Origin of the sequence: Halorubrum xinjiangense (assembly GCF_900102375.1) — an archaeon.
Classification (GTDB): Archaea; Halobacteriota; Halobacteria; order Halobacteriales; family Haloferacaceae; genus Halorubrum; species Halorubrum xinjiangense.
In genome coordinates this window covers 1-22,318 of the sequence record NZ_FNBO01000022.1, presented here as the reverse complement: position 1 = coordinate 22,318, position 22,318 = coordinate 1, and the positions used below count along the sequence as shown (strand labels likewise).

21 protein-coding genes and 1 tRNA gene are annotated in these 22,318 nt (G+C 66.3%); 11 read left to right on the top strand and 11 right to left on the bottom strand.

Annotation, left to right across the window (positions count from 1 at the left end):
- Positions 1-198 precede the first annotated feature (198 nt).
- Positions 199-606, top strand: coding sequence for a VanZ family protein (locus F3H13_RS15870; RefSeq protein WP_149799975.1), 408 nt, complete (start codon positions 199-201; stop codon positions 604-606).
- A 22-nt stretch (positions 607-628) separates the two neighbouring features.
- Here the strand turns inward: F3H13_RS15870 and F3H13_RS15865 are convergent, their stop codons facing one another.
- Entirely contained in the window at positions 629-2,542 is a 1,914-nt protein-coding gene (locus F3H13_RS15865) for a 5'-nucleotidase C-terminal domain-containing protein (RefSeq protein WP_149799984.1), read from the bottom strand.
- A gap of 202 nt (positions 2,543-2,744) precedes the next feature.
- Positions 2,745-4,280 (bottom strand): methyl-accepting chemotaxis protein, encoded by a 1,536-nt coding sequence (locus F3H13_RS15860; protein WP_149799974.1) that lies wholly within the window; start codon positions 4,278-4,280, stop codon positions 2,745-2,747.
- A 189-nt stretch (positions 4,281-4,469) separates the two neighbouring features.
- Between F3H13_RS15860 and F3H13_RS15855 the strand changes: the two genes are divergently transcribed.
- Positions 4,470-5,564 (top strand): archaeosine biosynthesis radical SAM protein RaSEA, encoded by a 1,095-nt coding sequence (locus F3H13_RS15855; protein WP_149799973.1) that lies wholly within the window; start codon positions 4,470-4,472, stop codon positions 5,562-5,564.
- A gap of 231 nt (positions 5,565-5,795) precedes the next feature.
- Complete coding sequence (locus tag F3H13_RS15850) at positions 5,796-5,999, top strand: hypothetical protein (RefSeq protein ID WP_149799972.1); 204 nt, start codon at positions 5,796-5,798, stop codon at positions 5,997-5,999.
- A gap of 28 nt (positions 6,000-6,027) precedes the next feature.
- Here F3H13_RS15850 and F3H13_RS15845 read toward each other — a convergent pair whose 3' ends face one another.
- Positions 6,028-6,798 (bottom strand): 5-formyltetrahydrofolate cyclo-ligase, encoded by a 771-nt coding sequence (locus F3H13_RS15845; RefSeq protein WP_149799971.1) that lies wholly within the window; start codon positions 6,796-6,798, stop codon positions 6,028-6,030.
- 88 nt (positions 6,799-6,886) lie between these two features.
- Between F3H13_RS15845 and engB the strand changes: the two genes are divergently transcribed.
- Positions 6,887-7,507 (top strand): GTP-binding protein EngB, encoded by a 621-nt coding sequence (engB, locus tag F3H13_RS15840; RefSeq protein WP_149799970.1) that lies wholly within the window; start codon positions 6,887-6,889, stop codon positions 7,505-7,507.
- A gap of 366 nt (positions 7,508-7,873) precedes the next feature.
- Here the strand turns inward: engB and F3H13_RS15835 are convergent, their stop codons facing one another.
- Positions 7,874-8,920, bottom strand: coding sequence for a hypothetical protein (locus F3H13_RS15835; protein WP_149799969.1), 1,047 nt, complete (start codon positions 8,918-8,920; stop codon positions 7,874-7,876).
- 76 nt (positions 8,921-8,996) lie between these two features.
- A complete protein-coding gene (locus F3H13_RS15830; protein ID WP_149799968.1) occupies positions 8,997-9,704 on the bottom strand; it encodes a DUF1405 domain-containing protein in 708 nt (235 codons plus the stop codon).
- A gap of 125 nt (positions 9,705-9,829) precedes the next feature.
- Here F3H13_RS15830 and F3H13_RS15825 point away from each other — a divergent pair, with 125 nt between their 5' ends.
- The 4 genes from F3H13_RS15825 to F3H13_RS15810 all read left to right on the top strand — a co-directional run bounded on the left by F3H13_RS15825 (position 9,830) and on the right by F3H13_RS15810 (position 13,011).
- Complete coding sequence (locus F3H13_RS15825) at positions 9,830-10,486, top strand: FxsA family protein (RefSeq protein WP_149799967.1); 657 nt, start codon at positions 9,830-9,832, stop codon at positions 10,484-10,486.
- Between the two features lie 103 nt (positions 10,487-10,589).
- Positions 10,590-10,663 (top strand) — tRNA-Ile (locus F3H13_RS15820).
- 258 nt (positions 10,664-10,921) lie between these two features.
- Positions 10,922-11,557, top strand: a complete 636-nt coding sequence (locus F3H13_RS15815) for an SDR family oxidoreductase (protein WP_149799966.1) — start codon at positions 10,922-10,924, stop codon at positions 11,555-11,557.
- A gap of 245 nt (positions 11,558-11,802) precedes the next feature.
- Entirely contained in the window at positions 11,803-13,011 is a 1,209-nt protein-coding gene (locus tag F3H13_RS15810; RefSeq protein ID WP_149799965.1) for a threonine synthase, read from the top strand.
- Between the two features lie 81 nt (positions 13,012-13,092).
- Here the strand turns inward: F3H13_RS15810 and F3H13_RS15805 are convergent, their stop codons facing one another.
- The 3 genes from F3H13_RS15805 to F3H13_RS15795 are packed head-to-tail and all read right to left on the bottom strand — an operon-like array spanning position 13,093 to position 16,267.
- Positions 13,093-15,309, bottom strand: coding sequence for a type B DNA-directed DNA polymerase (locus tag F3H13_RS15805; protein ID WP_149799964.1), 2,217 nt, complete (start codon positions 15,307-15,309; stop codon positions 13,093-13,095).
- Between the two features lie 2 nt (positions 15,310-15,311).
- Positions 15,312-15,569 (bottom strand): hypothetical protein, encoded by a 258-nt coding sequence (locus F3H13_RS15800; RefSeq protein ID WP_149799963.1) that lies wholly within the window; start codon positions 15,567-15,569, stop codon positions 15,312-15,314.
- Positions 15,569-16,267, bottom strand: a complete 699-nt coding sequence (locus F3H13_RS15795; protein WP_149799962.1) for a P-loop NTPase family protein — start codon at positions 16,265-16,267, stop codon at positions 15,569-15,571. Before F3H13_RS15795 ends, F3H13_RS15800 begins: the two co-directional genes overlap by 1 nt.
- 187 nt (positions 16,268-16,454) lie before the next feature.
- Between F3H13_RS15795 and F3H13_RS15790 the strand changes: the two genes are divergently transcribed.
- Positions 16,455-16,706, top strand: a complete 252-nt coding sequence (locus F3H13_RS15790; RefSeq protein ID WP_008364558.1) for an AbrB/MazE/SpoVT family DNA-binding domain-containing protein — start codon at positions 16,455-16,457, stop codon at positions 16,704-16,706.
- A complete protein-coding gene (locus tag F3H13_RS15785; RefSeq protein WP_149799961.1) occupies positions 16,707-17,141 on the top strand; it encodes a PIN domain-containing protein in 435 nt (144 codons plus the stop codon).
- Between the two features lie 56 nt (positions 17,142-17,197).
- Here the strand turns inward: F3H13_RS15785 and F3H13_RS15780 are convergent, their stop codons facing one another.
- Complete coding sequence (locus F3H13_RS15780; protein WP_149799960.1) at positions 17,198-17,650, bottom strand: DUF6653 family protein; 453 nt, start codon at positions 17,648-17,650, stop codon at positions 17,198-17,200.
- 67 nt (positions 17,651-17,717) lie between these two features.
- Entirely contained in the window at positions 17,718-18,536 is an 819-nt protein-coding gene (locus tag F3H13_RS15775) for a hypothetical protein (protein ID WP_149799959.1), read from the bottom strand.
- A 495-nt stretch (positions 18,537-19,031) separates the two neighbouring features.
- Between F3H13_RS15775 and F3H13_RS15770 the strand changes: the two genes are divergently transcribed.
- Positions 19,032-20,270 (top strand): DNA cytosine methyltransferase, encoded by a 1,239-nt coding sequence (locus F3H13_RS15770; RefSeq protein WP_149799958.1) that lies wholly within the window; start codon positions 19,032-19,034, stop codon positions 20,268-20,270.
- A 42-nt stretch (positions 20,271-20,312) separates the two neighbouring features.
- On the opposite strand, the gene F3H13_RS15765 is transcribed toward F3H13_RS15770, so the two are convergent.
- A complete protein-coding gene (locus F3H13_RS15765; protein ID WP_149799957.1) occupies positions 20,313-22,220 on the bottom strand; it encodes a hypothetical protein in 1,908 nt (635 codons plus the stop codon).
- Positions 22,221-22,318 lie beyond the last annotated feature (98 nt).

Below are 22,318 nucleotides of genomic sequence, written 5' to 3'. Positions count from 1 at the left end.
TAATGCTCTATCATTATATTGGGACTACACCGTGTTAGGTGTTGATTCGGCGCCGTAACCGGAACTGATTACCAACTGGTCAGAGTTTCGGCTCGGCCGCCGTTCGCGCGGAACGCCTCCGTCCGGCGGTTAGGGCGCTGACACGGGACGAATCCGTCGAAACGGGGAGTTAACCCGAACCGGGCCGAACCCCGGGCCGTGACGGGAGCCGATCCGCGCCGCCTCGCTGTCGCGTTCGCGGCGGTCGTCGTCGTCGCCTCGCTCGTCCCGGTGCCGAGCGCAGCGTCCGGGAGCGCCCAGCCGGACGGTGTCCTCCCGGCGTGGGTCGGGGTCACCACGGCATTCCATCTCGTCGGATACGCGATACTCGCCGCGCTCGTGACGAGGGCCGTCCGGCGCGCTCCCCACCGTCGAGTCGCCGCGGCGGCCCTCGGCGTCGCGGTCGCGACCGGCGTCGGATTCGGCGTCGAACTCGTTCAGGCGCCGGTGCCGTGGCGGTCGTTCGCGTGGAGCGACGCGGCGGTCAACGGCGTCGGCGCGGTCGTCGGGGCGGGGATAGACGTCCTTCGCTCAGCCGGATCGCGGTCGCCGGGACACCGAGGGTGACCGAGGGGGACGGCCGCGACCTCTAGCGTCCGGGCGCCCCGACGCGATCGCGCCCGCGACTGCGGCCGCGGCCCCGACCGCGATTCCGCACGGTCGCCGCCACGTCCGCGTTCAGCCGCGAGCGTTCGAAGTAGACGTGGTCGTACTCGCTGGACTCGTACTCGACGTAGAGATCGAGCGGCACCTCGTCGCCGTCGTCCGCCTCCCCGATCGTCTCCGCGAGGTCGCCGTCGTCGACGCGGACCATCAGGGTCTCGTCGTCCGCGTCGAAGACGACCTTCTCGGCGTCGCGGTGCTCGCCGTCGGCCGTCCACAGGGCGGCGGTGTCCGCTGCGACCGACTCGACGTCGTCTGGCGCCTCGAACTCCGCGACCACCTTCCCGTTTCCGTCGACCGTGACGGACGCGTCGGGCAGATCCCGGTCGACGCGCTGCATCCGCCCCTCGACGGCGGGCGCGACGGTGTCGCGCTCTCGCAGGTAGTCGACGACCAGCGTCACGAGCAGCTCGTCCGTGTCCTTGACGACCGGCTTGTCTTCGAGCGGGTAGCCGCTCCCGCCACCGGCCATGTAGCTGTTGACGGCCACCCTGTAGGTGTCGTCGGGGTCGAGCGGCTCGCCGCCGACGTACACGTCGCGGACCAGCTCGTCGGCGTCCTCGTGGGGGACCCACTCGAAGCGCACGCCGCTGGTCTGCTGGGAGACCTCCTCGCCGAGGTCCTGCCCCGTCTCGCTCTCCAGCGTGACGATCTGGCTCTCTAACGCCTCGACCAGCTCCTCGCCCGTCAGCTCCAGCGTCACGAGCGAGTTCGGGAACGGGAGGGTGTTGAAGATGTCACCGCCGGTGATCTCTCCCGGACCGTACGTCGAGTCGGAGCGGATGCCGCCCGAGTTCGTGATCGCGACGTCGGCGTCGGCCCGCTCGCGCATCGCGTCGGTGATCAGGTTGCCGTAGCCGGTCTCGCGGTGGTAGTTCGAGCCGAACGTCGCGTCGAGCGGGGTCTCGCTCTCGACGATAACCGAGTCGAGCCCCACTTCCGCGCGGTAGTCGGTGATGATCTCGGACGCGGTGGGGTCCTTCTCGACGTCGTCCGTGACCTCGATCAGCTCCCCCTCCCACGAGGTGACCTCGCCGTCGGCGACCGTCAGTTCGATCTCGCTGAGGTAGGCCGCGCGGGCCCGCGCCTCCGAGACGATCGACCCGTCGACCTCCTCGGGCGGATAGAACTGCTCGTCGTCGCCGACCACGACGACGTCGATGTCGTCGTCCGCGTCGGCCTCGGCGAGCTGCTCGGCGTCGTCGATACCGGTGTGCGCGAGCGCGACGACGACGTCGACGTTCTCATCCTCCTTCAGCCGCTTCGCCTGGGCGGGCCCGGTCTCGGTGTAGTCCTCGAGGGTGATACCCTCCGCGGCGAAGTCGATGTTCGTCTTGCCGTACGTCGCCCCGTCGTCGACGAGGCCGATGATCCCAACGCTGACCCCGCCCCGCTCGACGACCCGGTGCGACTCCGTCCCGTCGAACGCCTCGCCCGTCTCGCTGTCGACGAGGTTCGTCGCGAGCCAGGGGAAGTCCGAATCGGCCGTCACCTCCGAGATGGGGTCGAGCCCGTAGTCGAACTCGTGGTTCCCGATCACGTCGGCGTCCGGTCCGACCTCGTTGAGCACGTCGACCGGCGCGCGCCACTGCGAGACGGGGCTGAGCGCGTGCGGCCCCACCTCGTCACCGCCGCCGACCACGACGACCGGGCCGTCCGCCGCCGCGCGGCGCTGTTCGATGAGCGTCACCAGCCGCGGGAAGTTCTCGTCTTCCGCCGCCGCTGTCTGGATATCGTTGTACGACAAAAGCGTCAGCGTCGTCGACTCCTCGCCGTCTTGGGCCGTCGCCGACCCCGAGACGAGCGACCCGCCGAGTACGATTCCACCCGCTCGCAGCACGTCACGCCGTCCGTAGTCACGCTCTCGTGACATCGAATTCAATGTGTTAGCCAGTAGTTTAAACTCTTCCTATATATTGAAATATAGGTGTATTGAGAGCGTTTAAACGCTGAGTAACTCGCCGAATACGACCCGGACGGCTCGAGTTTGACACACCCTGACCGGGTTGCCGCCTCCCCTCACCCGGCCGACTCCCACCTCCTCACCGATCGACCCGAGAGACTCCATCAGCCGCGCCGCGGTAGAACGACTGTAACTGGTCCGGGACCGCCGACTCGTCGACGACGTTCACGACGAGGTCGTCGTCTCCGAGGGTGTCGCCGTCGTTGGCGTAGGTGTTCTCCCGGACCGCGGCCTCTCCCATCAGGTCGAGTTCGCCCGCGATGTTTCCGATCACGACGCAGGGGCGATCCCGCTCGGCGGCGATCCGGTCGTTCGCCCGCGAGAGGGTTGTCGTCGTCACGTCGATCACGTTCTCCTCGGACTCCCACGTCCCGAAGAGATCGAGGACGAACAGCCGGTCGGTCGTGAGCGCGTCGGTCAGCGTGACGCCGGCGTCTCGGCGCAGAACCGATCGGAGCGTCGCGCGGTCGAGAGTGGTTGTCGGCGACAAGGAGACCGCCCAGCCGGCTTCGAGGGCGGCCGCGCAGATCCCCGCGACCGCGTCGTCGATCGCGTCAGCGGCGGTCCGGTTCGCGGCTCCGCCCGCCGCGATATCGCCCGCACCGCCTCGATCAGCCAGGAGGACGTTCCGAGAGCCGGCCGGGAGCCCGCCGTCGTCGTCGAAGTCGTCGATTCCGGTCGGTATCCGCGGTGCGCGCGCGAGTCGCTCGTCCCGCTGGCGGCGGGCCGACGACAGCGCGTCGTCGATCTCCTCCAGCAGGTCGGTCGTCTGCGCGCGCTCGTCGCGGATCCGCGCCACCGACGTCTCGATTTCGCCCGCGACTTCCGCCGTGTTCCGCGTGCGGTCAGCCACGCGAGAACTCGCCGCCGCACCCTGTGAGACAGCGTGGGAGACCTCTTCGACGCCGGTCGCGGCGGACTGTATCTCGTCGTCGACGACGTCGAGTTCCGACTCTGCGGTCGCCACCGCATCGGTTCCGGATTCGACCGCGGCGACCGCCGCGTCGAGCGCGTGACTCACGTCGTCGGTGAGATCGCGGACCTCATCGACCGCGCTCTCAATCTCTTCGGTCCGGGATCGCGACTCGGCGGCGAGCGCTTTGATCTCGTCGGCGACGACGCCGAACCCGTCGCCCCCCTCGTCGGCGCGGGCGGCCTCGATCGAGGCGTTGAGCGCCAACAGGTTCGTCTCGTCGGCGATCCGGTCGATGACGTCGACCACCTCGTCGATCCGACCGATCTGCGCCTCCAGCGCCTCCATCCGGTCGGCGACGCGCTCCGTGGACGCGGCGGCTTCCGCCATCGCGGTCGCAGCCTCACCGGTCGCGTCCCGACCTGACGCGGCCGCCTCGGTCGCCCGCTCGGCCGTCCGGCTCACCTCATCCGCGCTGGCGGCGACCTCCTGAACGGTGGCACTCAAATCCGTGACGTCTTCGGCTACCGCCTCCATGTCCTCGACCTGCGTGCTCGCCGCGCCGCCGATCTCGTCTAGCTGACTGTCGACCGACTGTGAGGTCGAGTGAACGACGCCGACGGCGCCTTGCGCGTTGGCGATGAGTCCGTCTTCGATGTCCCGCTGTGCGACTTCCGTGGTGTCCGGTCGATCAGTCGACATTCGCCATGATGTGAAATAGCCACACACAACAAAAAGATTGAGTTATTCAAACGAATATTATATATTATCCGGGAAACGACTGGGTTCGTAGTTTAAATAACGAGATTTGAATCCGAACAGACTATCTTGTCCGTCACGACGATCCGCGATGACGACACCGCTTTACGCGCTCGCCCGCTCTTCCCGACAATGAGCCAGCCAAGCCCCGACGCGTACGAGCAGGGGCGCGGGATGGACGCGCACAACGCCGTGATGCGCGACATCCGCGCCGAGCGCTCGGAGACGTACGACCCGACGGAGCCCACCCGCGTGTGGATCGACGAGGACAACACCCCTGACGGCGTCGTGAACTCCCTCACGATCATCTTGAACACCGGCGGCTGCCGGTGGGCCCGCGCCGGCGGGTGTACGATGTGCGGCTACGTCGCGGAGTCGGTCGAGGGCGGCAGCGTCGCCCACGAGGACCTGATGACGCAGATCGACGCGTGTCTGGATCACGAGGCCGAGGAGGCGGACGGACCCGCAGAGCTGATCAAGATCTACACCTCCGGCTCCTTCCTCGACGAGCGCGAGGTGCCAGCGGAGACTCGGCGAGCCATCGCCGAGACGTTCGCAGACCGCGACCGGATCGTTGTCGAGTCGCTGCCGGATTTCGTCGACCGCGAGAAGATCGCCGACTTCGCGGACCACGGGATCGCCACCGACGTGGCGGTCGGGCTGGAGACCGCGACGGACCGGGTACGCCACGACTGCGTGAACAAGTACTTCGACTTCGCCGACTTCGAAGGCGCCTGCGCGGAGGCGGCCGCGGCGGATGCCGAGTTCGACGCCGACGTGGGGATCAAGGCGTACCTCCTCATGAAGCCGCCCTTCCTCGCGGAGCCCGAGGCGGCCGCCGACATGATCGACTCGATCCGGCGCTGCGCCGACGTCGAGGGCTGTCACACCGTGTCGATGAACCCGACGAACGTCCAGCGCTACACGATGGTCGACGAGCTGTTCTTCGAGGGGGGCTACCGCCCGCCGTGGCTCTGGTCGGTCGCGCACGTCTTAGAGGAGACCGCAGACGTCGACGCCATCGTCGTCTCCGACCCCGTCGGCCACGGCTCCGACCGCGGCGCGCACAACTGCGGCGAGTGCGACGACCGCGTCCAGACCGCGATCAAGGACTTCGACAAGCGCCAGGATCCGAGCGTCTTCGAGCAGGTGTCCTGCGACTGCGAGGCCACCTGGGAGTACGTGATGGCCGAAGAGACGAGCTACAACATGCCGCTCGCGCGGTAGTTCGGGGAAAGGGCGGGCGTCTTAGCGCGGTACTCCGTGGAATGGACGGGCCGCGCAGGCGATCGGAATCCCGCGAACGATGGTGACGTTTTCCGATCAGTATATTTCTTATTTTGAGAATGATCGATCTATTATCTCCGAAAGTGCGTGACAGATACGCGTGTGAAACCCGATCATACTAAACGATCAGGTCGAAAAAGACCCTTATAGCTCCGGGCCCTGAACTCTACCATGAACGCAGACGCCAGCGGTTCCCCGCCCTCCCGCGGGAAGTCGGTCCTCTTCTGTCCGGAGTGTCGCTTCGAGAGTTCCCTGTCGGACGGATGGCTCGTCGTCAGTGACGGCGACGAGCGCACGATCGTCTGTCCGAAGTGCGGCCACGTCGCCGACAACCGGCCCGAGCGGTCCGCGCCGAGGCCGCAACACGCCGACTGATCGCCGGTACCCGGATCGGTAGGCGTTATCATTTCTTTTCGGGCGCCCGCTCCGCGAGGACGGGTATCTCCGACAGCTTCTCGTCGTCGAGCGCGTCCCAGTCGACCCCATCCGGCCGCGGGTGCGGCGTGTCGGTCCGGATCGTCCGTTCCGGCGTCATGACGAGGTCGAGCGGAACGTCGTGCGCGTCGGGGGAGGGGAGGTCAACGTCGGGATCGGAGAGGTCGACGTCCGCGCCGACCGCCGACTCGGGCCCGTCGAGGACGGAGAGTTCGTGGACGGTCGTCGAGACGGTCGTGTCGCTGTCGACCGCGTCGAGCTCGCGGAGGACCGCCCACTCTAAGTCGCTGTACCCCTCGCCCTTGCCGATCCGCGCACCGTCCGTCGTCACGCCGACGGAGCCGGCGACGATCAGGTCCACGTGGTCGACGTCTTCCGGGGCGGTCGGGGTCCCGTACTCGCCGATTCCGGAGACGGTCGTCGCGTCGTCGACCTCCTCGGGCGGTATCTCGGCGGGATCGAGCCGGAGGAACGGGTCCGGGTCGCAGAGGCGCGGCTGCGCGACGTAGACGGTCTTGCCGGCGCGGAGCGCGGCCCGACGGACCGGCAGCTGCGGCGCGTCGGGGTTGGCCTTCAGCGTCGTCGCCGACTGCCACGCCTCGGTCTCCGCGAGCCGTTTCGCCGCCTCGTCGGCGCCGGCGAAGTTGGGGATCCGGTCGTGGGGCGGGAACGGGAACCGCGCTTGGTCGCCCTCGTCGAAGGCGTCCCACACCGCCTCGCGGACGGCCTGCTTGTCCATGTCGGTCGGTGACGGGCCACCGGTAAGTAGCCCCCGCTGTCCGCTCCGCGACGCGCCTTTTAACCGGTTCAGGCCCGCACGGTCGGGTATGTTCGAAGACCGGCCGGACCGTGACGCCGAGGTCGTCCTCGTGGGGCGCTCGAACGTCGGTAAGTCCACGCTGATGCGCGAGCTGACGGGCCACGACTTCTCGACCGGCGGCAAGCCGGGGGTCACCCGCCAGCCGAACCACTTCGACTGGGCCAGCGAGAGCTTCATGTTCACGGACCTGCCCGGGTTCGGGTTCATGTCCGGCGTCGAAGAGGAGCACCGCGAGCAGATCAAGACGAACATCGTGCGCTACCTAGAGGACAACGCCGACTCGATCCTCGCGGGCGTCGTCGTGATGGACGGCAAGGCCGCGGTCGACATCATCGACCGCCACGCCGAGCGCGGGAACATCCCCCACGACGTGGAGATGTTCGGGTTCTTAGAGGACGTGGGCGTCGAGCCGATCATCGCCGTCAACAAGACGGACAAGATCGACGACATCGACGAGCGGCTCGACGAGATCTGTGATCGCTTGGGGCTGTACCCGCCGTGGCAGCAGTGGTCCGACCGCGTGGCGCCCATCTGCGCGAAGCGCGGCGACATCGAGGCGTTAGAGGAGTGCCTCCGAACGCGCTTCCACGACCACAACCGCGACGACCTGCTTAAGTTCGTTTCGTAAGTAGTCGGGTCTGATCGTGAGGTTGGTTGTTCCGTGGATACAGTCGGCTATTTATAAATAGTCGAATCCGGATCGACAGTGGACACCTCCAAAGCCCCAGTCGGCTCCGGTCGAGGGCCTCGCTGCGCTCCTCGCTCACTCCGTTCGCTGCGGTGCTTACTTCGGCCGTCTTCCCGGAGCCGACTGCCCCTTTGAGTCCCACCCCGCACCGCACCTCACGCCTCCCCAGCCTCGTCGCTGGCGACTGACGCCGCCAGCGACTCCCTCGCGCGTGCTCCTCGTGGCCTGTCGGCCACTCGGAGGCACGCGCCACCGCAGAGTTATTTATAAATCGTTGACCTCGGCGGTCGGCTGATTCGCGTCTCCTCAAAACTCAAAGCCGACTGCGTCGCGGCTCGGGCGGAGCGGGCTCTTCGGGTACGGCGGCTCGGCGTCGGGGTCGTTGTACGCCCGCGGCGCCACGTCGTTCGGCCCGTCGGGGTAACAGAGCGCGGCGAGCGTCTGGATCGCGGTGCGGCCGCTCGCGAGCTCGAACTGGCCGCCGCCGTACATCTCGATCCCGTGCCGCTCGCAGTACGCGATCGTCTCGAACAGCGATTCGAGCGTGCCGAACCGAGAGGGCTTGACGTTACACCACCCCGGCTCGACCGGGAGCGATTCGAGGCTCTCGACGCCGTCGATCGGGTAATCGAAGGAGAGGCGGTCGGCCTGCGGCTCCACGAGCGCGCTCGTCGCGGGCGTGAACGCGGGGTCTTCCACGACCGCGGCCGGGAACGCCGCGAACACGTCGCGATACAGCTCCGGGTCGGGCTCGACGTCGACGTCGGTCCCCTCGTACCACCCCTTTAAATCGAGGATGCGCACGGCGTCGGTCTTCCGAAGGGTCTCGAACGCCTCGTCGGGCCACTCCGGCGTGGGGTCGAGCTTGAACTCCAGGTCGGGGTTGCGCGCGAGCAGTTCCTCGACGCGGTCGGTCGACGGCGGGTCGCCGAGCCGCGTCGAGACGACGAAGCGGACCGACTCCGGGTCGACGCCGAGCCGCTCGCCCAGCGACTCCTCGTGCTGTCTGAGCGCCAGATCGAGCGCCGCGCTTTCGACCGCCCACCGCCGGTAGTTCCGGGAGGTCTCGCTCTCGGGCGGGTTCCCGTGAAAGAGGTCGATCTCGTCGAGGCGGGCCGACAGCGCGTCGATGGTCCACTCTCCCTCGATGTCGATCGGGTCGGTCCCTGCGAGCGCGTCGTGGTCGGCCGTCTCGTAGGTCACGTCCTCGCCGCGCCCGACGAGGCCGTCGCCGGAGAGCCGGTACTCCGTGGTCGTCCGCTCGAACCCGCTCGTCGTGTCGGCCGTCTGTCGACGTCGCGCGACCGACTCGATCGTCACCGAGAGGTCGGCGATCCGCTCGTAGTGGCTCATGCCCGATCCGACGCCGTCCGATCACTTAAATCGGTGAGCGCGGGGTCTGGACAGTCCGGATACCTCTCGGACCCGACTACGCACCGGGGTCGCTCGCGCGAGTTCGGAGCGTCGCGATCCGGGTCCCGAGCGCCCAGAACAGCGGGATCACGGTGAGCGCGACCGCGCCGGCGGCCGCGACCTGGAGGACCGTCGTGGTGAACCAGGGCGCACCGTCGGCGTACGGCAGATAGGTGTGGGTGACCTCGCCCACCACGGGGACGAAGTAGTCCATGAGGAGGTCGACGGTGTACCACGCGGTCGCGATCGCCACCGCGCGCAGCGGGAAGTCGGTGATCCGGTGGAGGACGAACGCCTGGACAACCATCGCGAGGTGGCTGAAAAGGAGGAACCCGTACATCGCCGGGCCGTTGGCCGCGAGGAACTCGGGGTAGAAGACCACGAGGACGTACGGGGTCCACAGCCCGAGCTTGACGTTCCCGAAGAACGCCAGCGCGGCGAGCGTGTCGCTCGACCGGCCGAGCGCCCACGCGCCGAGCGCGAGCGCGATGAGCAGCGTCGCTCCCGGGCTGTCGGGAATGAATATCCACATCTCGGTCGGGAGGGCTTGAAACTGGAACCGGTAGTACCAGAAGCCGAACGCGGTGCCGACGAGGTTGATCGCGACGACGACCCACGCGAAGCGGAAGGCGACGTCCTCCAGGCGTTTCGGGAGCGGGGCGACCCACCGCGGGAGCGACTCGCGGTCCGGCGGGTCGCGGCCGAGCGCGCCGACGATGTCCATACCGCCGGCTCGGACCGGGCGGGCAAAGCCGTGGCGGTCGCGGCGGGCGGAACGCGACGGAAAACGGCCTCCGATCCGCGACCGCGACGAAAAGGGCTATGGGCGCCCGGCGGGAATGCGGGGGTATGCGCCCGCGAACGCTGCTCGCGCTGCTACTCGTCGTCCCACTCGTGGACGCGCTGTTCCTGGTCGTGGTCGCGACGCGGCTCGGGTGGCCGGTAACGGTCGCGCTCGTCGTGTTGACGGCCGTCCTCGGGATGCTCCTCTTGCGCGCCGAGGGGCGCGCGACCCTCGCGCGCATCCAACGGAAAGCGGCGCGGGGGACGCCGCCGACCGACGAGCTGCTCGACGGCGGCCTGCTCATCGCCGCGGGCGCGTTCCTGCTCACGCCCGGGCTCGTCACCGACGCGGTCGGGTTCCTGCTCGCGCTCCCGCTCTCGCGGGTCCCGATCCGGGTGGCCCTGAAGAAGTACGTCGTCGTCCCGTACATCGAACGCGAGACGGACGGCTTCCTCTCGGGTAACGTCTACATCGGCGGCTTCCCCGACGACGGCGAGGGCGGCTTCACGATGGGCGGCGGCGGGTTCCCCGGCGGGCCCGGAGGCGGTCCCGGCGGCCCCGACGGCGGCCCGGGCGGTTTCGACGGCGGTGACCGCGGTAACAGCGGCGAGGCCGACCGGAGCGTCGGCGGGAACGCGGACCACGGCAGCGCGTCGGCGGACGACGACGTCGTCGACGTGGACTTCACCGTCGAAGAGGAGGACCGGAAGGGAACCGACTGACGGCGCGGGCGCCGCGAGTCCCCGTGAAACCGCCACACGGCGGGCGGCTCCCGAAAGGAAACCCTTAAAATCCTACCCGCGCAACGACTGAATGCGCTCACCTGGGCCAATAGCTCAGTCAGGTTGAGCGCTCGGCTGATAACCGGGAGGTCCACGGTTCAAATCCGTGTTGGCCCACCTACAGCGTCCACGGTCTTTGGCCGTGGCGTGTTAGGGGCCGGGAACTCCCCAGCCACCTAATTCCGTTACGACAATACTCGTTAGCGAGCAGTCTGTCCCGGATATTTCGTCCACGCATCTCCCGATCGGGGAATCATCCTGTCGTGGTCTTGTGACGGCTCGTAGCCGAAACGGCGAGTAGGTGGTATCCACTCAGACGCCTCTCGGCCGAAGGTGGCCGCTAGCTTCATCGCGATACCGACCGAGTTCGAGCGTATGAACGTTCTCATCGCCGGTTCACACGGACAGGTCGGGCGACACGCGACCCGCATCCTCACCGAGCGCGACCACGGCGTTCGGGGAATGGTTCGCGCGGAGTCACAGGCGCAGGATATCGAAGAGCTGGGCGCCGAGCCGGTCGTCGCGGATCTCACCGGCGACGTCTCGCACGCCGTCGAGGGGATCGACGCGGTCATTTTCGCCGCGGGCTCGGGCGGCGAGGACGTGTGGGGCGTCGACCGCGACGGGGCGATCAACCTCGTCGACGAGGCCGAAGCCGAGGGTATCGAACGGTTCGTGATGCTCAGCTCGATCGGTGCCGATCGGCCCGCGGACGGCCCGGAATCGCTGCGGGAGTACCTCCGGGCGAAGGCCGAGGCCGACGAGTACCTCCGAGAGAGCGACCTGACGGACACGATCGTCCGGCCCGGCCCGCTGACGGACGAAGGCGGCACCGGGCGGATCAGAGTCGGCGCCCACCTCGACGGGGACGACCTCGACATCCCGCGCGAAGACGTCTCCCGAACGCTGGTCGAGACGCTCGAAGCGGAGCGCACGTACGGCGAAACATTCGAACTCGCGACCGGCGACGAGCCGATCGAGGCGGCGTTACGGGAGCCGCTAGACGACTGATCGCACGAGTGTGCGTCATCCGAGAGAAGTGCCCCGTGACCGCGACCGCGACCTCGACGAGTGCGAGGCGATTCCGGCCGAGCGAGCAAACAAGCGCCCGTCGGCACACCTCCCCGCCGCGTGCGGACCGACTGGGCCACGGCGCACCGGACGGCCGGAACGCCGCGTTCGGGGCGCGACGGATCTGCGGCCCTCGCCCGTTCGCTCGTGATCAGCCATTTGTACGCCGGCCGCGAGGGAGCGATATGGAACGGTTGGCGTGTTACGACTGCGGCGAGACGTACGCGTTCGGCGACGCGGCCCGCTGCCGCTGCGGCGAGCCGCTCTGGTTCGAGACCGATACCACCGAATTCGACTGGCCCGACGCGAGCGAAGCGAGCGGACCGACGGGGAGCGGCGTCTCGCTCGGACGGGACACCCTCTGGCGCTACGAGTCCGTGCTTCCCGCGACGGAACCGACCGGGCTCGCCGCCGCCGCGGGCGGGACGCCGCTGTTTCGCGCGCCGTCGATCGAACCCGCGGACGGGCCCCGGATCCACCTCAAGGTCGAGGGCGTCAACCCGACGGGGAGCTTCAAGGACCGGGGGACCGCGGTCGGCATCTGCCGGATTGACGGGCCGGTCGGAACGGTCTCGCACGGCAACATGGCGCTGAGCGTCGCCGCCCACGCCGCCGCGGCGGACCGGGAAGCGGTCGTGCTCGTGGCGGAGGACACGCCCGACTCCCGGCTCGCGATGATCGCCCAACACGACCCGCACCTGTTCCGGGTCCGCGGCGACTACGGGCGGCTCTACGACGACACCCTCGACGGCGACCTCGGCGCCGCGTTCCTCAACTCGGACGCCCCCCTGCGAGTGGCCGGACAGAAGACGGTCGCGTACGAGATCTGCGAGGCGTTCGCCCCCGACGCCCCCGACGCGATCGTCTTACCGGTCAGCAGCGGCGGGCAGGCGAGCGGGGTCTGGAAGGCGCTCCGAGAGCTGGACGCGGCGGGGCTGCTCTCGTCGGTGCCGCGGATCTACCTCGCGCAGGCCGCGCGGTGCGACCCGATCGCGCGGGCGTACCGGCGCGGGGACTCGTGCGTCGAACCCGTCGAGGGCGAGCCGACGGTGGCCGTCTCGATCAACAACGCCGACCCGCCGAGCGGGAACCGGGCGCTGGCCGCCGTCACGGAGACGGACGGCGGCGTCGTCTCCGTCGCCGAGGAAACGATGATCGCCGAGACGGAGCGCCTCGCGGCCGACGCCGGCGTCTCCGTCGAGCCGTCCTGCGCCGTGGCCACGGCCGCCGTTCGGGAGCTCGCCGCGTCCGGCGAGCTCGACGCCGCAGACGACGTCGCCGTGATACTGACCGGTTCGGGGTACAAGTACGGGGCGTCGGAGGCCGACACCTCGTCGGTTCGGGAGGTCGACCGAGCGGACGTCCCCGCCGCGGTCCGCGACGCGATGCGGTGACTCGTCGGCGTTCGGCCGACCGTTCGCGAGCGCGACCGCTCGCCCGTCCGGTCGACCGGAGGTCGCCAGCGCGTCGGTTCCTCAGTACCTCGCCAGCGTCTCGTCGCGGGTCCCGGCGAGAGAGTCCCTGATCGCTCCCTCGCGCCACCCGACCGGGGCCAGCACGCTCTCGACGGCGCGCACGGCGGCGTCCTCGTACCACGCGGCGTCGTAGCGGTCGGCGTCCTCAAACGCCAGCCGGACGCGCGCCGGGCCGCGGGCGTCCGCGTCGACGACTACGTACCGAACGGTCTGCCCGGGCGCCAACCCGACCTCCTCGATCCGTGCGCGCTTCAGGGCGGCCACGGTGAGCGTCTCCCGCGAGTAGTCGTCGACGGACTTCGACACGCGGTTGTCGACGACGAGTTCGGCGGGGTCGACCTCGCCCGCGCGCAGTTCGCGGAGTCGGCGCCGGAGCGCGTCGCACACCGCCTCCGGCGAGCGCGTCTCGTCGAAGACGCAGAGCGCCTCGCGCTGGACGTCCTCGACCCACGCCGGCGTCGAGCGCTGTCGCCCCTCGATCCCCCGCGTCTTGATCGCGTCGCCGAGTCCGGTCTCGGGGGAGTCGGCCCCGCGTCGCCTTCCGAAGTAGCGCGTCAACGCGCCCGAATCCGACGCTCGTGTCGGACAGAACGCCACCCAGTCGAACGCGCACTCGTACTCCAGCTCGACGCCGGCCGCCCTGCTGATCTCGTCGGCGACCGCGCTCAGGGGGCGCTGCTCTCGTCCCTCGGCGGGCGTCACCCAGACTGAGTCGACGATGCCGTGGAGGACGCGCCACCCGGCCGACTCCAGCGCGCTCTTCGCGTCGAGGAGGAGCTCGCGGGCGTAGGCGTTGATCGCCTCGTGACACTCGATGCGGCCGAACTTGGCGTTGCTGAACCCCTGGTAGCCGAAACAGGAGACGAGGATCCACTTGATCGCCGACGAGGCCGCTTCCAGCCGCTCCCGCTGGTCAGCGGCGGCGGGGTTCGCGGCGTCAGCGCGGTCAGCGGCGTCGGCGAGGTCCGCTTTGATCTCGCTGCGCGCGTCGATGAGCGGTCCGAGCACGTCGGGCAGGTAGCCGTCGTGGTCGCAGACCGAGTAGCCGAGTCCCGGCACGTCGTCGGTATCGCAACACCCGCACCGGACGGTCTCCGGCGAGAGGTTGCGCGTCCGGATGATGTTCGGGTACAGCGACGCGAAGTCGAGCTCGCGGACGTCCTCGTGGACGCCGACCTCGGGGGCGAGCGTCGTGCCGCCGCGGTCGGCGTCGTCGAGCGTCCGCGCCGACTTGAACAGCTCCGGGCGCCACGCCCGCCAGGGGACGAGCACGTCGCGGCGCCGCGCCTCGCGGATCTGCATCGCGGTCAGCACCCGGCCGATGGAGGCCCAGCCGAGCTCCTGGAGGGGAAGTCCGGAGCGCTCGACGAGGTCGAGACACCCCGCCAGCCCGGATTCATGGTAAAAGAAAGAGTTGGACTCGTCGAGGAGAACGCGCCCGGGGACCGCGTACCGCGCCGGCGAGTGCCCCACCCGTCCGTAGGAGGTGTACGTCGACTCGCTCGCGAGCTTGGTGTAGCCCGGCCGCCGGCCGAGTTCGATGTCGACGCCGCACGCGTCGGCCGCCTCGAACAGCAGCGGGACGAGGTCGGCGGTCGACGCGATCAGCACGTCGGGGTCGCGGTCGTCGAGGGCCGCCCGGACGCCCACGACGACCTCGGCCGGCGAGGAGCCGACCCGTTCGCCATCGACGGTGAGGGACGCGAGCGACTCGACGCCCGACTCGTGACGGGGACGCTCCAGGCGCAGTGTGCGGAGGTCGCGGACCGACCGGTCCGGCGCGGCCGGCGCCCCCGTTTCGAGGCAGTACCGCAGCTCCGGCGTGAGGTCGACGTCGTAGCAGGTGTACGCGTCCGGGCGGGCGTACTGACGAATCCGCTTCGCGATCCGCCGGACGGCGTCGATCGACGCCGCGTCGATGCGGAGGAGCGGGCGCGCGGTCGTCCGGAACGTCTGCCGGTGCGACTCGACGCCGAGGTCGGCGACCGCGGTCTGGCCGTCGAGGAACGCCCGGAGGTCGCACAGCGCGTCGGAGAGCCCGTCGCGGGCGGGGGGCGTCGGGTCGAGGCCGCCCGCGCGGCCGTAGAGGTCGTCGACCGGATCGCCGACGAACAGCGTCGGCCGGTAGTTCTCGCGGACCTCGCGGGCGACGCCGTCCGGCGTGAGCCGCCACTCGGCGACGCGGCCGTCGCCGAGGTGGTCGACCGTGAGCACCACGGCTACGCGTCGGCGAGCGCGTCGACCCGCGCCTCGAGTTCCGCGATGCGACGCTCCTGTTCGAGCGCGACCGCCATCCACACCGGCGCCAGCGGGTCGGCGTGGTTGAGGTGGCCGGCGGCGTCCGCGCGGTCGCGGGCGTAGACGAACAGGCGGTCGAACCGGGACTGGTCCGCGCGGCGCAGCGCGCGACGGAACGGCCCCCACTCGTCTTCGAGCGCGGTCAGCCGGTCGCGGTACGTCGGGGTCGTCCGGCCCATCAGCGCACCCCCGTCGCGGCGGCCTGGCGGTCGGGCGCCGCCGACTCGTGGACCCGGGCGCGGTGTTCGAGGACCTCGCGCCAGTACGCGAGCGTCGTCTGCATCCAGCCGTCCGCGCCGCGGTACACGAGCGTCTCCGTCTCGCCCGCGGCGTCCTCGAAGCGCGGGCCGCACGGGGTCGCCCGGCAGGTGAGGTGCGTCGCGGCGGCGCGGCGGAGCGGGCGCGAGAACGCGTCCTCGCGGCGGCGCGTCACGAGGACCGGGGCGTCGTGGACGCGGGCGACGCGCGCGACCGACGCGATAGCGCGGACGAACATCGACTCGGCGAGCTCGCCGTCGACGTCGGCGTCGCGGTAGCGCGCGTCGAGGCCGGTCGCGAGGACGACCGACGGCGAGTCCCGAGCCGCGAGCCGGCCCGCCAGCCGGTCGAGCAACGCCGTGTGCTGATGCGCGGTGAACCCGCGTGCGACCTCGACGCGGTCGAGGACGCGGTCGGCCGGCGCGAGCTCGCGGAGGCGCGTCGTGTTCGCTCGGTTCGCGCCGTCGACCCAGAACGCCGGGCCGTCACTTCCGAGCACGCGGTCGAGCAGCAGCGCCTGGACGGGCGTGACGCCGAGGTCGTCGTCGACGTCGACGAGCGTGACCCCCGGCGCGAGGTCCGGGAGGTCCGCGGTCGGTCGGTCGGAACGAGTGGACATGTGCGTGCCGACGGGGAGATAATAAAAAGGGGTGAGCCATGGGCGGGCGGTGAAAGTGGAAGTAGCGAGCCGCGGGAGAGTCGCACCGGACACGTGGGAGTGCCTGACGGTCAGAGAGAGGGACCCGATAGTCGAGAGTAGTGTGAACGCACACTACATTTATCAAAACGGCCACGTACGTACACGCATGAGCAGCGAGCGCGTCGACTCCGAGAGCACGGTCTCGGGGAACCAGGCGAACATTCCGGCCCACATCCGTCGGGAACTGGACATCGACGACGGAGACACGCTCCGCTGGCGGATCGAGGACGACGGCACGCTTCGCGTGCGGGTCGTCCAGCAGCGCAGCGGGACGTTCGGCGAGTTCGACGGGTACGACGGCGACCGGGAGACCGACGTCGAGACCGAGCACGACGCGTGGGGCGTCGACCCCGAGTAGATGCCCCGGGCGCTCGTCGATACGACCGTGCTCTTCGCGGCGGCGTACCGTCGGGACGGCGCGCACGAGGACGCGCTCCCGATCCTCAGAGGGATCGACACCGGGGACCTCCCGGAGGCGGTGATCCTGGATTACGTGCTCGCGGAGACGCTCAACGGCCTGACGACGCACGCGGGCCACGACGCCGCCGTCGACTTCCTCGACCGGGTGGAGGCGAACGCGCGCCTCCACGTTGAGTCGCTGACGGCGGACGCGTTCGCGACGGCGAAGGGGCTCTTCCGGCGGCACGAGGGGTTCTCGCTGGTCGACGCCTGTCTCGTCGCGTACATGCGCGCCGAGGGGCTCGACTACTGCTACGCGTTCGACGACGACTTCGACGCCGCCGAGGGCGTCTCCCGCCTCGACGTCGCGACGAATCCGTATCAGCCGGAGTGAGCGTGAGGCGGCGGCTACCACTCGCTCGCGGTCGTCAGGGTCGACGCGAACGACCGCTATCGGTCCGCCCGCGGGTCGGCGGCGTCGTATCGCCGGACCAGCGCGCCGACGTACCAGAACTTCAGTCCCATCGCGAGCGCTCCGGCGAGGCCGGCCCGGAGGGGTCGACGGCGGTACGCGGCGACGAACGCGTACACCGAGACGGGGACGTTGACCAGGTTGAGCCAGTTCGGGTACGTGCGGTCGAAGACGCCCGCCTTCCGTTCGCGCGTCCACCAGCGTTCGGCCAGCACCACGCGGGTCATCCAGGCGTCGTCGTCGTCCGGCGGGGAGAACAGGATCGGGTTCACCGCGGTGAACAGGAGTGCGGCGCCCGCGAGTCGCGGCTTCCGGTGATAGACGGCGAACAGGAGCGCCGGCAGCAGGACCGTGCGACTCCAGCCGCTCTTGGGATTGGAGTGGCGGCGCCAGAACCGCTCTTCGAAGTCCTCCGGCAGGGTGGGAGTCATGGTCGAACGTTGCTCCGAGCGATCAAATAGCTTCGTCTGAGTCAGAGGGCATCGCGCATCCTAGCAATCAGATAGTACCTGTCTCTACTTGACTAATAAAGTCCTCCGCGAACATCTCGTAGTATCGCTCCGAATCGCTTTGCCCGGATTGTGACTCAAGTTCAATCTGATTCTTCGTATCGGGCTGGACTCCCCGAGTCGGGTGAACAGTCGGGAGGTATGTAAAATCGGCATCCTCGACTTTTAAAGGACGAAGACCGGAGGGTGACTCACCAGATGCGACGGGCTTGTCGAAGCCGCTGCCTAGGCCCTCAATGTCATAGACACCCGTTAGTATGCGATAGACATCCTCTCCAAAGCCAATTACGTAGCTCGGATCCACGGCCGAGAGCTCCTGAGAGAGATATCCCTCGTGCTCGTCTCCGATCCCTGCGCACTGATGTTCAGCGGCCTCGTTGTTTTTAGGCAGCTCATTACACTTCTTAGCCTGTGTCCAGTAGGAGGGGAACGCAGACCCAACGCGCTCGAACAAGGGCTTGGTGAGGGGAAACCACTGTCCGGCGCCGTCGGGAACTTCCGCGATGTTTGGGTTGCGAACGTCCGCAAAAGAGCGTTCAGTGTGGTTTGTCGCATCCTCACTTTCTTCGCCGATACTCCCCGGGCCGGGCTCGTGCCCGAGAAACACTACCTCGATGTCTGTGAGGTCACCGTCGCCGTACCAAGGGCGGTGACCGTGCGAACTCTGGCGTGTGTCGGTATCACCAGGGAAGTCCGATCTGTTCGACCAGTGTGCTGGGCAGTCCTCACACTGGTTCTTGCCGTTTTCAGGCGTCCAATTATCCCACAGTCGGTTACAAAATTCAAGTGTCGTCTCACTTGGTGCCATACGAAGTGACGATAGCCTATCATTATGAATGTGTAGGCTTAGTTTCAAGAAAGAGTCACACTAGAGACGAGGTTTTCGCTCTGTTTGGCGTTTCCGTACTGCTGAGTGACTGCGCAGACGCCACACTTAGCGGTTGAGCGTCCACGTTCGGTGTCCGCGTGTCGAGCAATTCGACGTCGCGGTTACCCCGCTGGACTGTCGGAAGGTGTCGTCGATGTCGGTGGACTTGCCGATCTTGCTGTCCATGACTTCTTGTGAGAGTGGTCTCTTGAGGATTTACCGCAAGTCGTAGAAGTCGTCAGGATCATGGGATCCGCTCGCCCCGAGCAGAAACCCCTTGAACGCTCGTACGGTAAAGGCAGATGATGAGTAGCGAGGTGCGGTCGCATCCGGCTGACGATCAAAAACGTCGAATAGACTCGATGAACCGGCCGGATATGAATGGACGTCGGAACTCCGACAAGTATAGATGTCGAGAGACGTATACAAACAATCATGAGTAGAGGGAAGGTTGTCGATCTGTTCTGTGGCGCTGGTGGTGCCTCTCTCGGGTTCGTCCAAGCGGGCTACGAGGTCGTCGGGGCCGTAGACGCGTACGAGCGCGCTTTGGAGACGTACGAGACGAATCTCTGCGGCCGCGACCTCGACGAGTACGAGGGATCCGTCAGCTTCAACGAGCCGATGCGCGCCGACCTCAGTCGGGGCTACGAGGACGACGACGTCGATGACGATCTACCGGCAGTAACCTTCGAGGACATCCGCGAGAGATTCGATCTGGAGGAGGGAGAGGTCGACGTGATCTGTGGCTGTCCCCCGTGTCAGAACTTCAGCAGCCTCCGGGACACGGAACCGTGGCCTGATGGGAAACCGAAGGACAATCTCCTCAAGGCGTACGTGAAGTTCATCGAGGAGGCCACGCCGGACGTGGTGTTCTTCGAGAACGTCAGCAACATCATGAACGCCGGCGAGGAGGTTGCAACTGACTACGTTGATTGGCTCGTGCGACAGATGCGGTCGATAACCCGTGGCGGTGACTCAAAGATGGAGGGCGGCTACAGTCACGAGCTCCGTGTTGTCGATGCGGCTGACTACGGGGTTCCGCAGAAGAGACATCGGACGATCGGACTCTTCGTTTACGAGTCGAGCGACGAGGAGATCGATTTTCCGGAGCCGACACACGCAGAGGATCCAGACGACGACAGGGAGCCGTGGGTGACAGTCCGAGATCGAATCCACCGGGACGACCTGAAAGAGGATCTCGATCTCGGACAGAAACAGGTCGGGATCGACGGGTATCCCGACGACCCAGCGCACCGAGCTCGCCGACACCAAGACAGTACGGTCGAGATGATAGAGGCGATTCGGGAACACGGTGGCAGTTGGAAAGATCTTGAAGGGACTGAGGAGAAGGATCTCATCAAGGAGTGCCACCAGAAGGTTGACTCCGGAGCCTCCTCCGCCTATGGGATCATGGAATGGGACGAACCTGCGCCGACGATGACCACGCGCTGTACCAACATCAGTTCGGGTCGATTCACCCATCCATCTGAAGATCGGGCGATTACATTCCGTGAGGCCGCACTTCTGATGGGATTCCCCAGGTGGTTCGAGCTCCCCAACACGAATCACGATGCTGAGCGAGTGATCGGGAACGCAGTTCCCCCTCAACTAGTCAAAAAAATGGCGGGGCATCCTGATATCCGTTCAAGATCGATTGAGTCTAGCGCGGTTTAGGTTCATAGGAGAGATCTACCTACTTAGTCCGAATATCCGACCTCAGTTTGAACTATTCAGATCTTGAACGGTCTCGTGGATATCGTGGGTGACATCCTCACTGATTCGGTCTCGGGCGTATTTGGCAATCTTGTCTGACTCGACAATCACTCTGGGGACAACGACCGGAACTTCTTCGAGCCGATCGTAGCCATCCATACTGTGATCGTCATCCGAGTAGTGTTTGTGAGCAAATGCCGAGATCGCCTCCCTCATTTGTTCTTTTGAATCTCTGGGCGGATTTACCAAAACCTCCAGTCGTGGGAGCCGAATCGGGTTACGCTGGTGAGCAGTATAGAGGTTCGGTGGTCCAGCGTAGCACATCAGCGATCCCATATTTGCGCACGCCGTTGCGAACCCAAACTTGCGGTAAGTGTCCAAGTCAACAGTTTCCCTGTCAAATGATTTTCGTCGCTCCTGGACCCGCTCGAAATACGACATCCAGCCGTCCATACTTTCTGTATCTATTAGCTGATCGTCCAGGCCACGTGGTGGGATATCCCGGCTAGGAATGGAATTGTCGTAGAAACGGCGAAGGACCCGGAAGGTACTGAAGGACTCATTTTCTTCGGGAACACCATTGGCCTCAGCGAGTCCTCTAAAGAGGAGGTGAGGTAGAACAACATCCGAAAGAGGTGGCTGCCAGACGTTTCTAATCGCTCCATCCGAATCTTGATCGAGATCTCCATCGTGCTGGGTCTCAAGATACCAGAAAACGATAGGAGCGAACCAAGAGATACCTGGTTCTTTGACCACACCAGCAAATGTGGTATCAGTCTCCCAGTTGTCCTCACGTGCGAGCTCAGCAACTCTCGCGAAGTGCTGCATCTCTTTACGAACCAATTCACCGTAGAGGTCGTCCGAGTGGAACTCAGACATCAGATGAACGATCGGTGTTAGTCGACCGTCCATGAACATGAGATCCGAACCGGTGTAGTCCCCTAGTTGTTCATCAACATCTCCGTGAGGCCGCCAGCTGACATCGTTTTTGACGACTCGCATGACCTCACGGTACTGTCGGAGGTCTAAGGCAGCAAACCGCGCTTTTTTGACCTGACTTTCTTTCAATTGCGGGAGGGCGTTCTCGGACAACAGGAGTCCCTTTCGGAACGCCTCTCGTTGCCGGTACTCTTTTAGATTGGCCGGGCTGAAATCGAAATCGGTGAACCTCCGGTCGTCATGGTCTAAAGCCGCAGCTCCAGCGTATAGTTCAAATACAGTCTCCGGTGTCAGGCGCGACTCATTCTGTAAAGAAACACGGGCGACAGAGGAGTCAGTCCCGACTACATTTGTAGTCGATTCTGATATCTCGATCCGTTCAATGATCCGGTCACCAAACACTCTCCCTTCGAGATGGTCTCGGGCCTTTTGACGGTCAAATTTAGCACCCTCGATATCACCTCTGGGGTCCTTACCTGTATCAAAGAATTCCTCTTTTTCAGGTATTCTAAGCACATTTTGACCATGGCTAGAGAAGCTGGTCAGTTGCCAAAACTCGTGGAAATACCTTCTAGCCCAACCAGCTAAATTCTCGTACCGGTCCCTTATTGTTCGGACCTGACCTGACGCACCTTTTTGATGTAGTTCACCCATCTGTTCTCCCAACTTATTGATTTGATCCACAGTCCATTGGACCATGTCAAGCAGGGTTTCAAGCGGATCGAGCTCTGCGATGTCGGGAGCGGCTTCTTCAATTCGCTGAACGAGCTTGGAGCTATCAAGCTGCTTCTCGACGATATCCCAGTAGACTCCATCAGGGAGTCCTTGGTCGGCTTCAGAATTGGCATCTTGAAGCGACACTTCTCCTCGAGAGGATAATTCCATGGGAACTATTTCCTCCTCATCGGAGAGTGCGGTAAACTCGGGAATTTCACCGGGGTCATTAGATACTGACATATCATCTGTTGGCAAGAATTGACATCCTCCTCCGCGTGAACGCGGAGGAATCCCGACCGCGTTTGGGATATTAGGGTTTGCAGTCTACCACTTGTTCCTGCGGTTGGAATCCG

What these genes read in the sequence shown, in the direction of transcription:
- F3H13_RS15795 (WP_149799962.1), bottom strand. Translation starts at nt 16,267, where the DNA reads ATGTCCACTCGTTCCGACCGACCGACCGCGGACCTCCCGGACCTCGCG.
- F3H13_RS15830 (WP_149799968.1), bottom strand. Translation starts at nt 9,704, where the DNA reads ATGGACATCGTCGGCGCGCTCGGCCGCGACCCGCCGGACCGCGAGTCG.
- F3H13_RS15835 (WP_149799969.1), bottom strand. Translation starts at nt 8,920, where the DNA reads ATGAGCCACTACGAGCGGATCGCCGACCTCTCGGTGACGATCGAGTCG.
- F3H13_RS15850 (WP_149799972.1), top strand. Translation starts at nt 5,796, where the DNA reads ATGAACGCAGACGCCAGCGGTTCCCCGCCCTCCCGCGGGAAGTCGGTC.
- F3H13_RS15790 (WP_008364558.1), top strand. Translation starts at nt 16,455, where the DNA reads ATGAGCAGCGAGCGCGTCGACTCCGAGAGCACGGTCTCGGGGAACCAG.
- F3H13_RS15775 (WP_149799959.1), bottom strand. Translation starts at nt 18,536, where the DNA reads ATGGCACCAAGTGAGACGACACTTGAATTTTGTAACCGACTGTGGGAT.
- engB (WP_149799970.1), top strand. Translation starts at nt 6,887, where the DNA reads ATGTTCGAAGACCGGCCGGACCGTGACGCCGAGGTCGTCCTCGTGGGG.
- F3H13_RS15780 (WP_149799960.1), bottom strand. Translation starts at nt 17,650, where the DNA reads ATGACTCCCACCCTGCCGGAGGACTTCGAAGAGCGGTTCTGGCGCCGC.
- F3H13_RS15800 (WP_149799963.1), bottom strand. Translation starts at nt 15,569, where the DNA reads ATGGGCCGGACGACCCCGACGTACCGCGACCGGCTGACCGCGCTCGAA.
- F3H13_RS15815 (WP_149799966.1), top strand. Translation starts at nt 10,922, where the DNA reads ATGAACGTTCTCATCGCCGGTTCACACGGACAGGTCGGGCGACACGCG.
- F3H13_RS15770 (WP_149799958.1), top strand. Translation starts at nt 19,032, where the DNA reads ATGAGTAGAGGGAAGGTTGTCGATCTGTTCTGTGGCGCTGGTGGTGCC.
- F3H13_RS15785 (WP_149799961.1), top strand. Translation starts at nt 16,707, where the DNA reads ATGCCCCGGGCGCTCGTCGATACGACCGTGCTCTTCGCGGCGGCGTAC.
- F3H13_RS15845 (WP_149799971.1), bottom strand. Translation starts at nt 6,798, where the DNA reads ATGGACAAGCAGGCCGTCCGCGAGGCGGTGTGGGACGCCTTCGACGAG.
- F3H13_RS15825 (WP_149799967.1), top strand. Translation starts at nt 9,830, where the DNA reads ATGCGCCCGCGAACGCTGCTCGCGCTGCTACTCGTCGTCCCACTCGTG.
- F3H13_RS15855 (WP_149799973.1), top strand. Translation starts at nt 4,470, where the DNA reads ATGAGCCAGCCAAGCCCCGACGCGTACGAGCAGGGGCGCGGGATGGAC.
- F3H13_RS15810 (WP_149799965.1), top strand. Translation starts at nt 11,803, where the DNA reads ATGGAACGGTTGGCGTGTTACGACTGCGGCGAGACGTACGCGTTCGGC.
- F3H13_RS15860 (WP_149799974.1), bottom strand. Translation starts at nt 4,280, where the DNA reads ATGTCGACTGATCGACCGGACACCACGGAAGTCGCACAGCGGGACATC.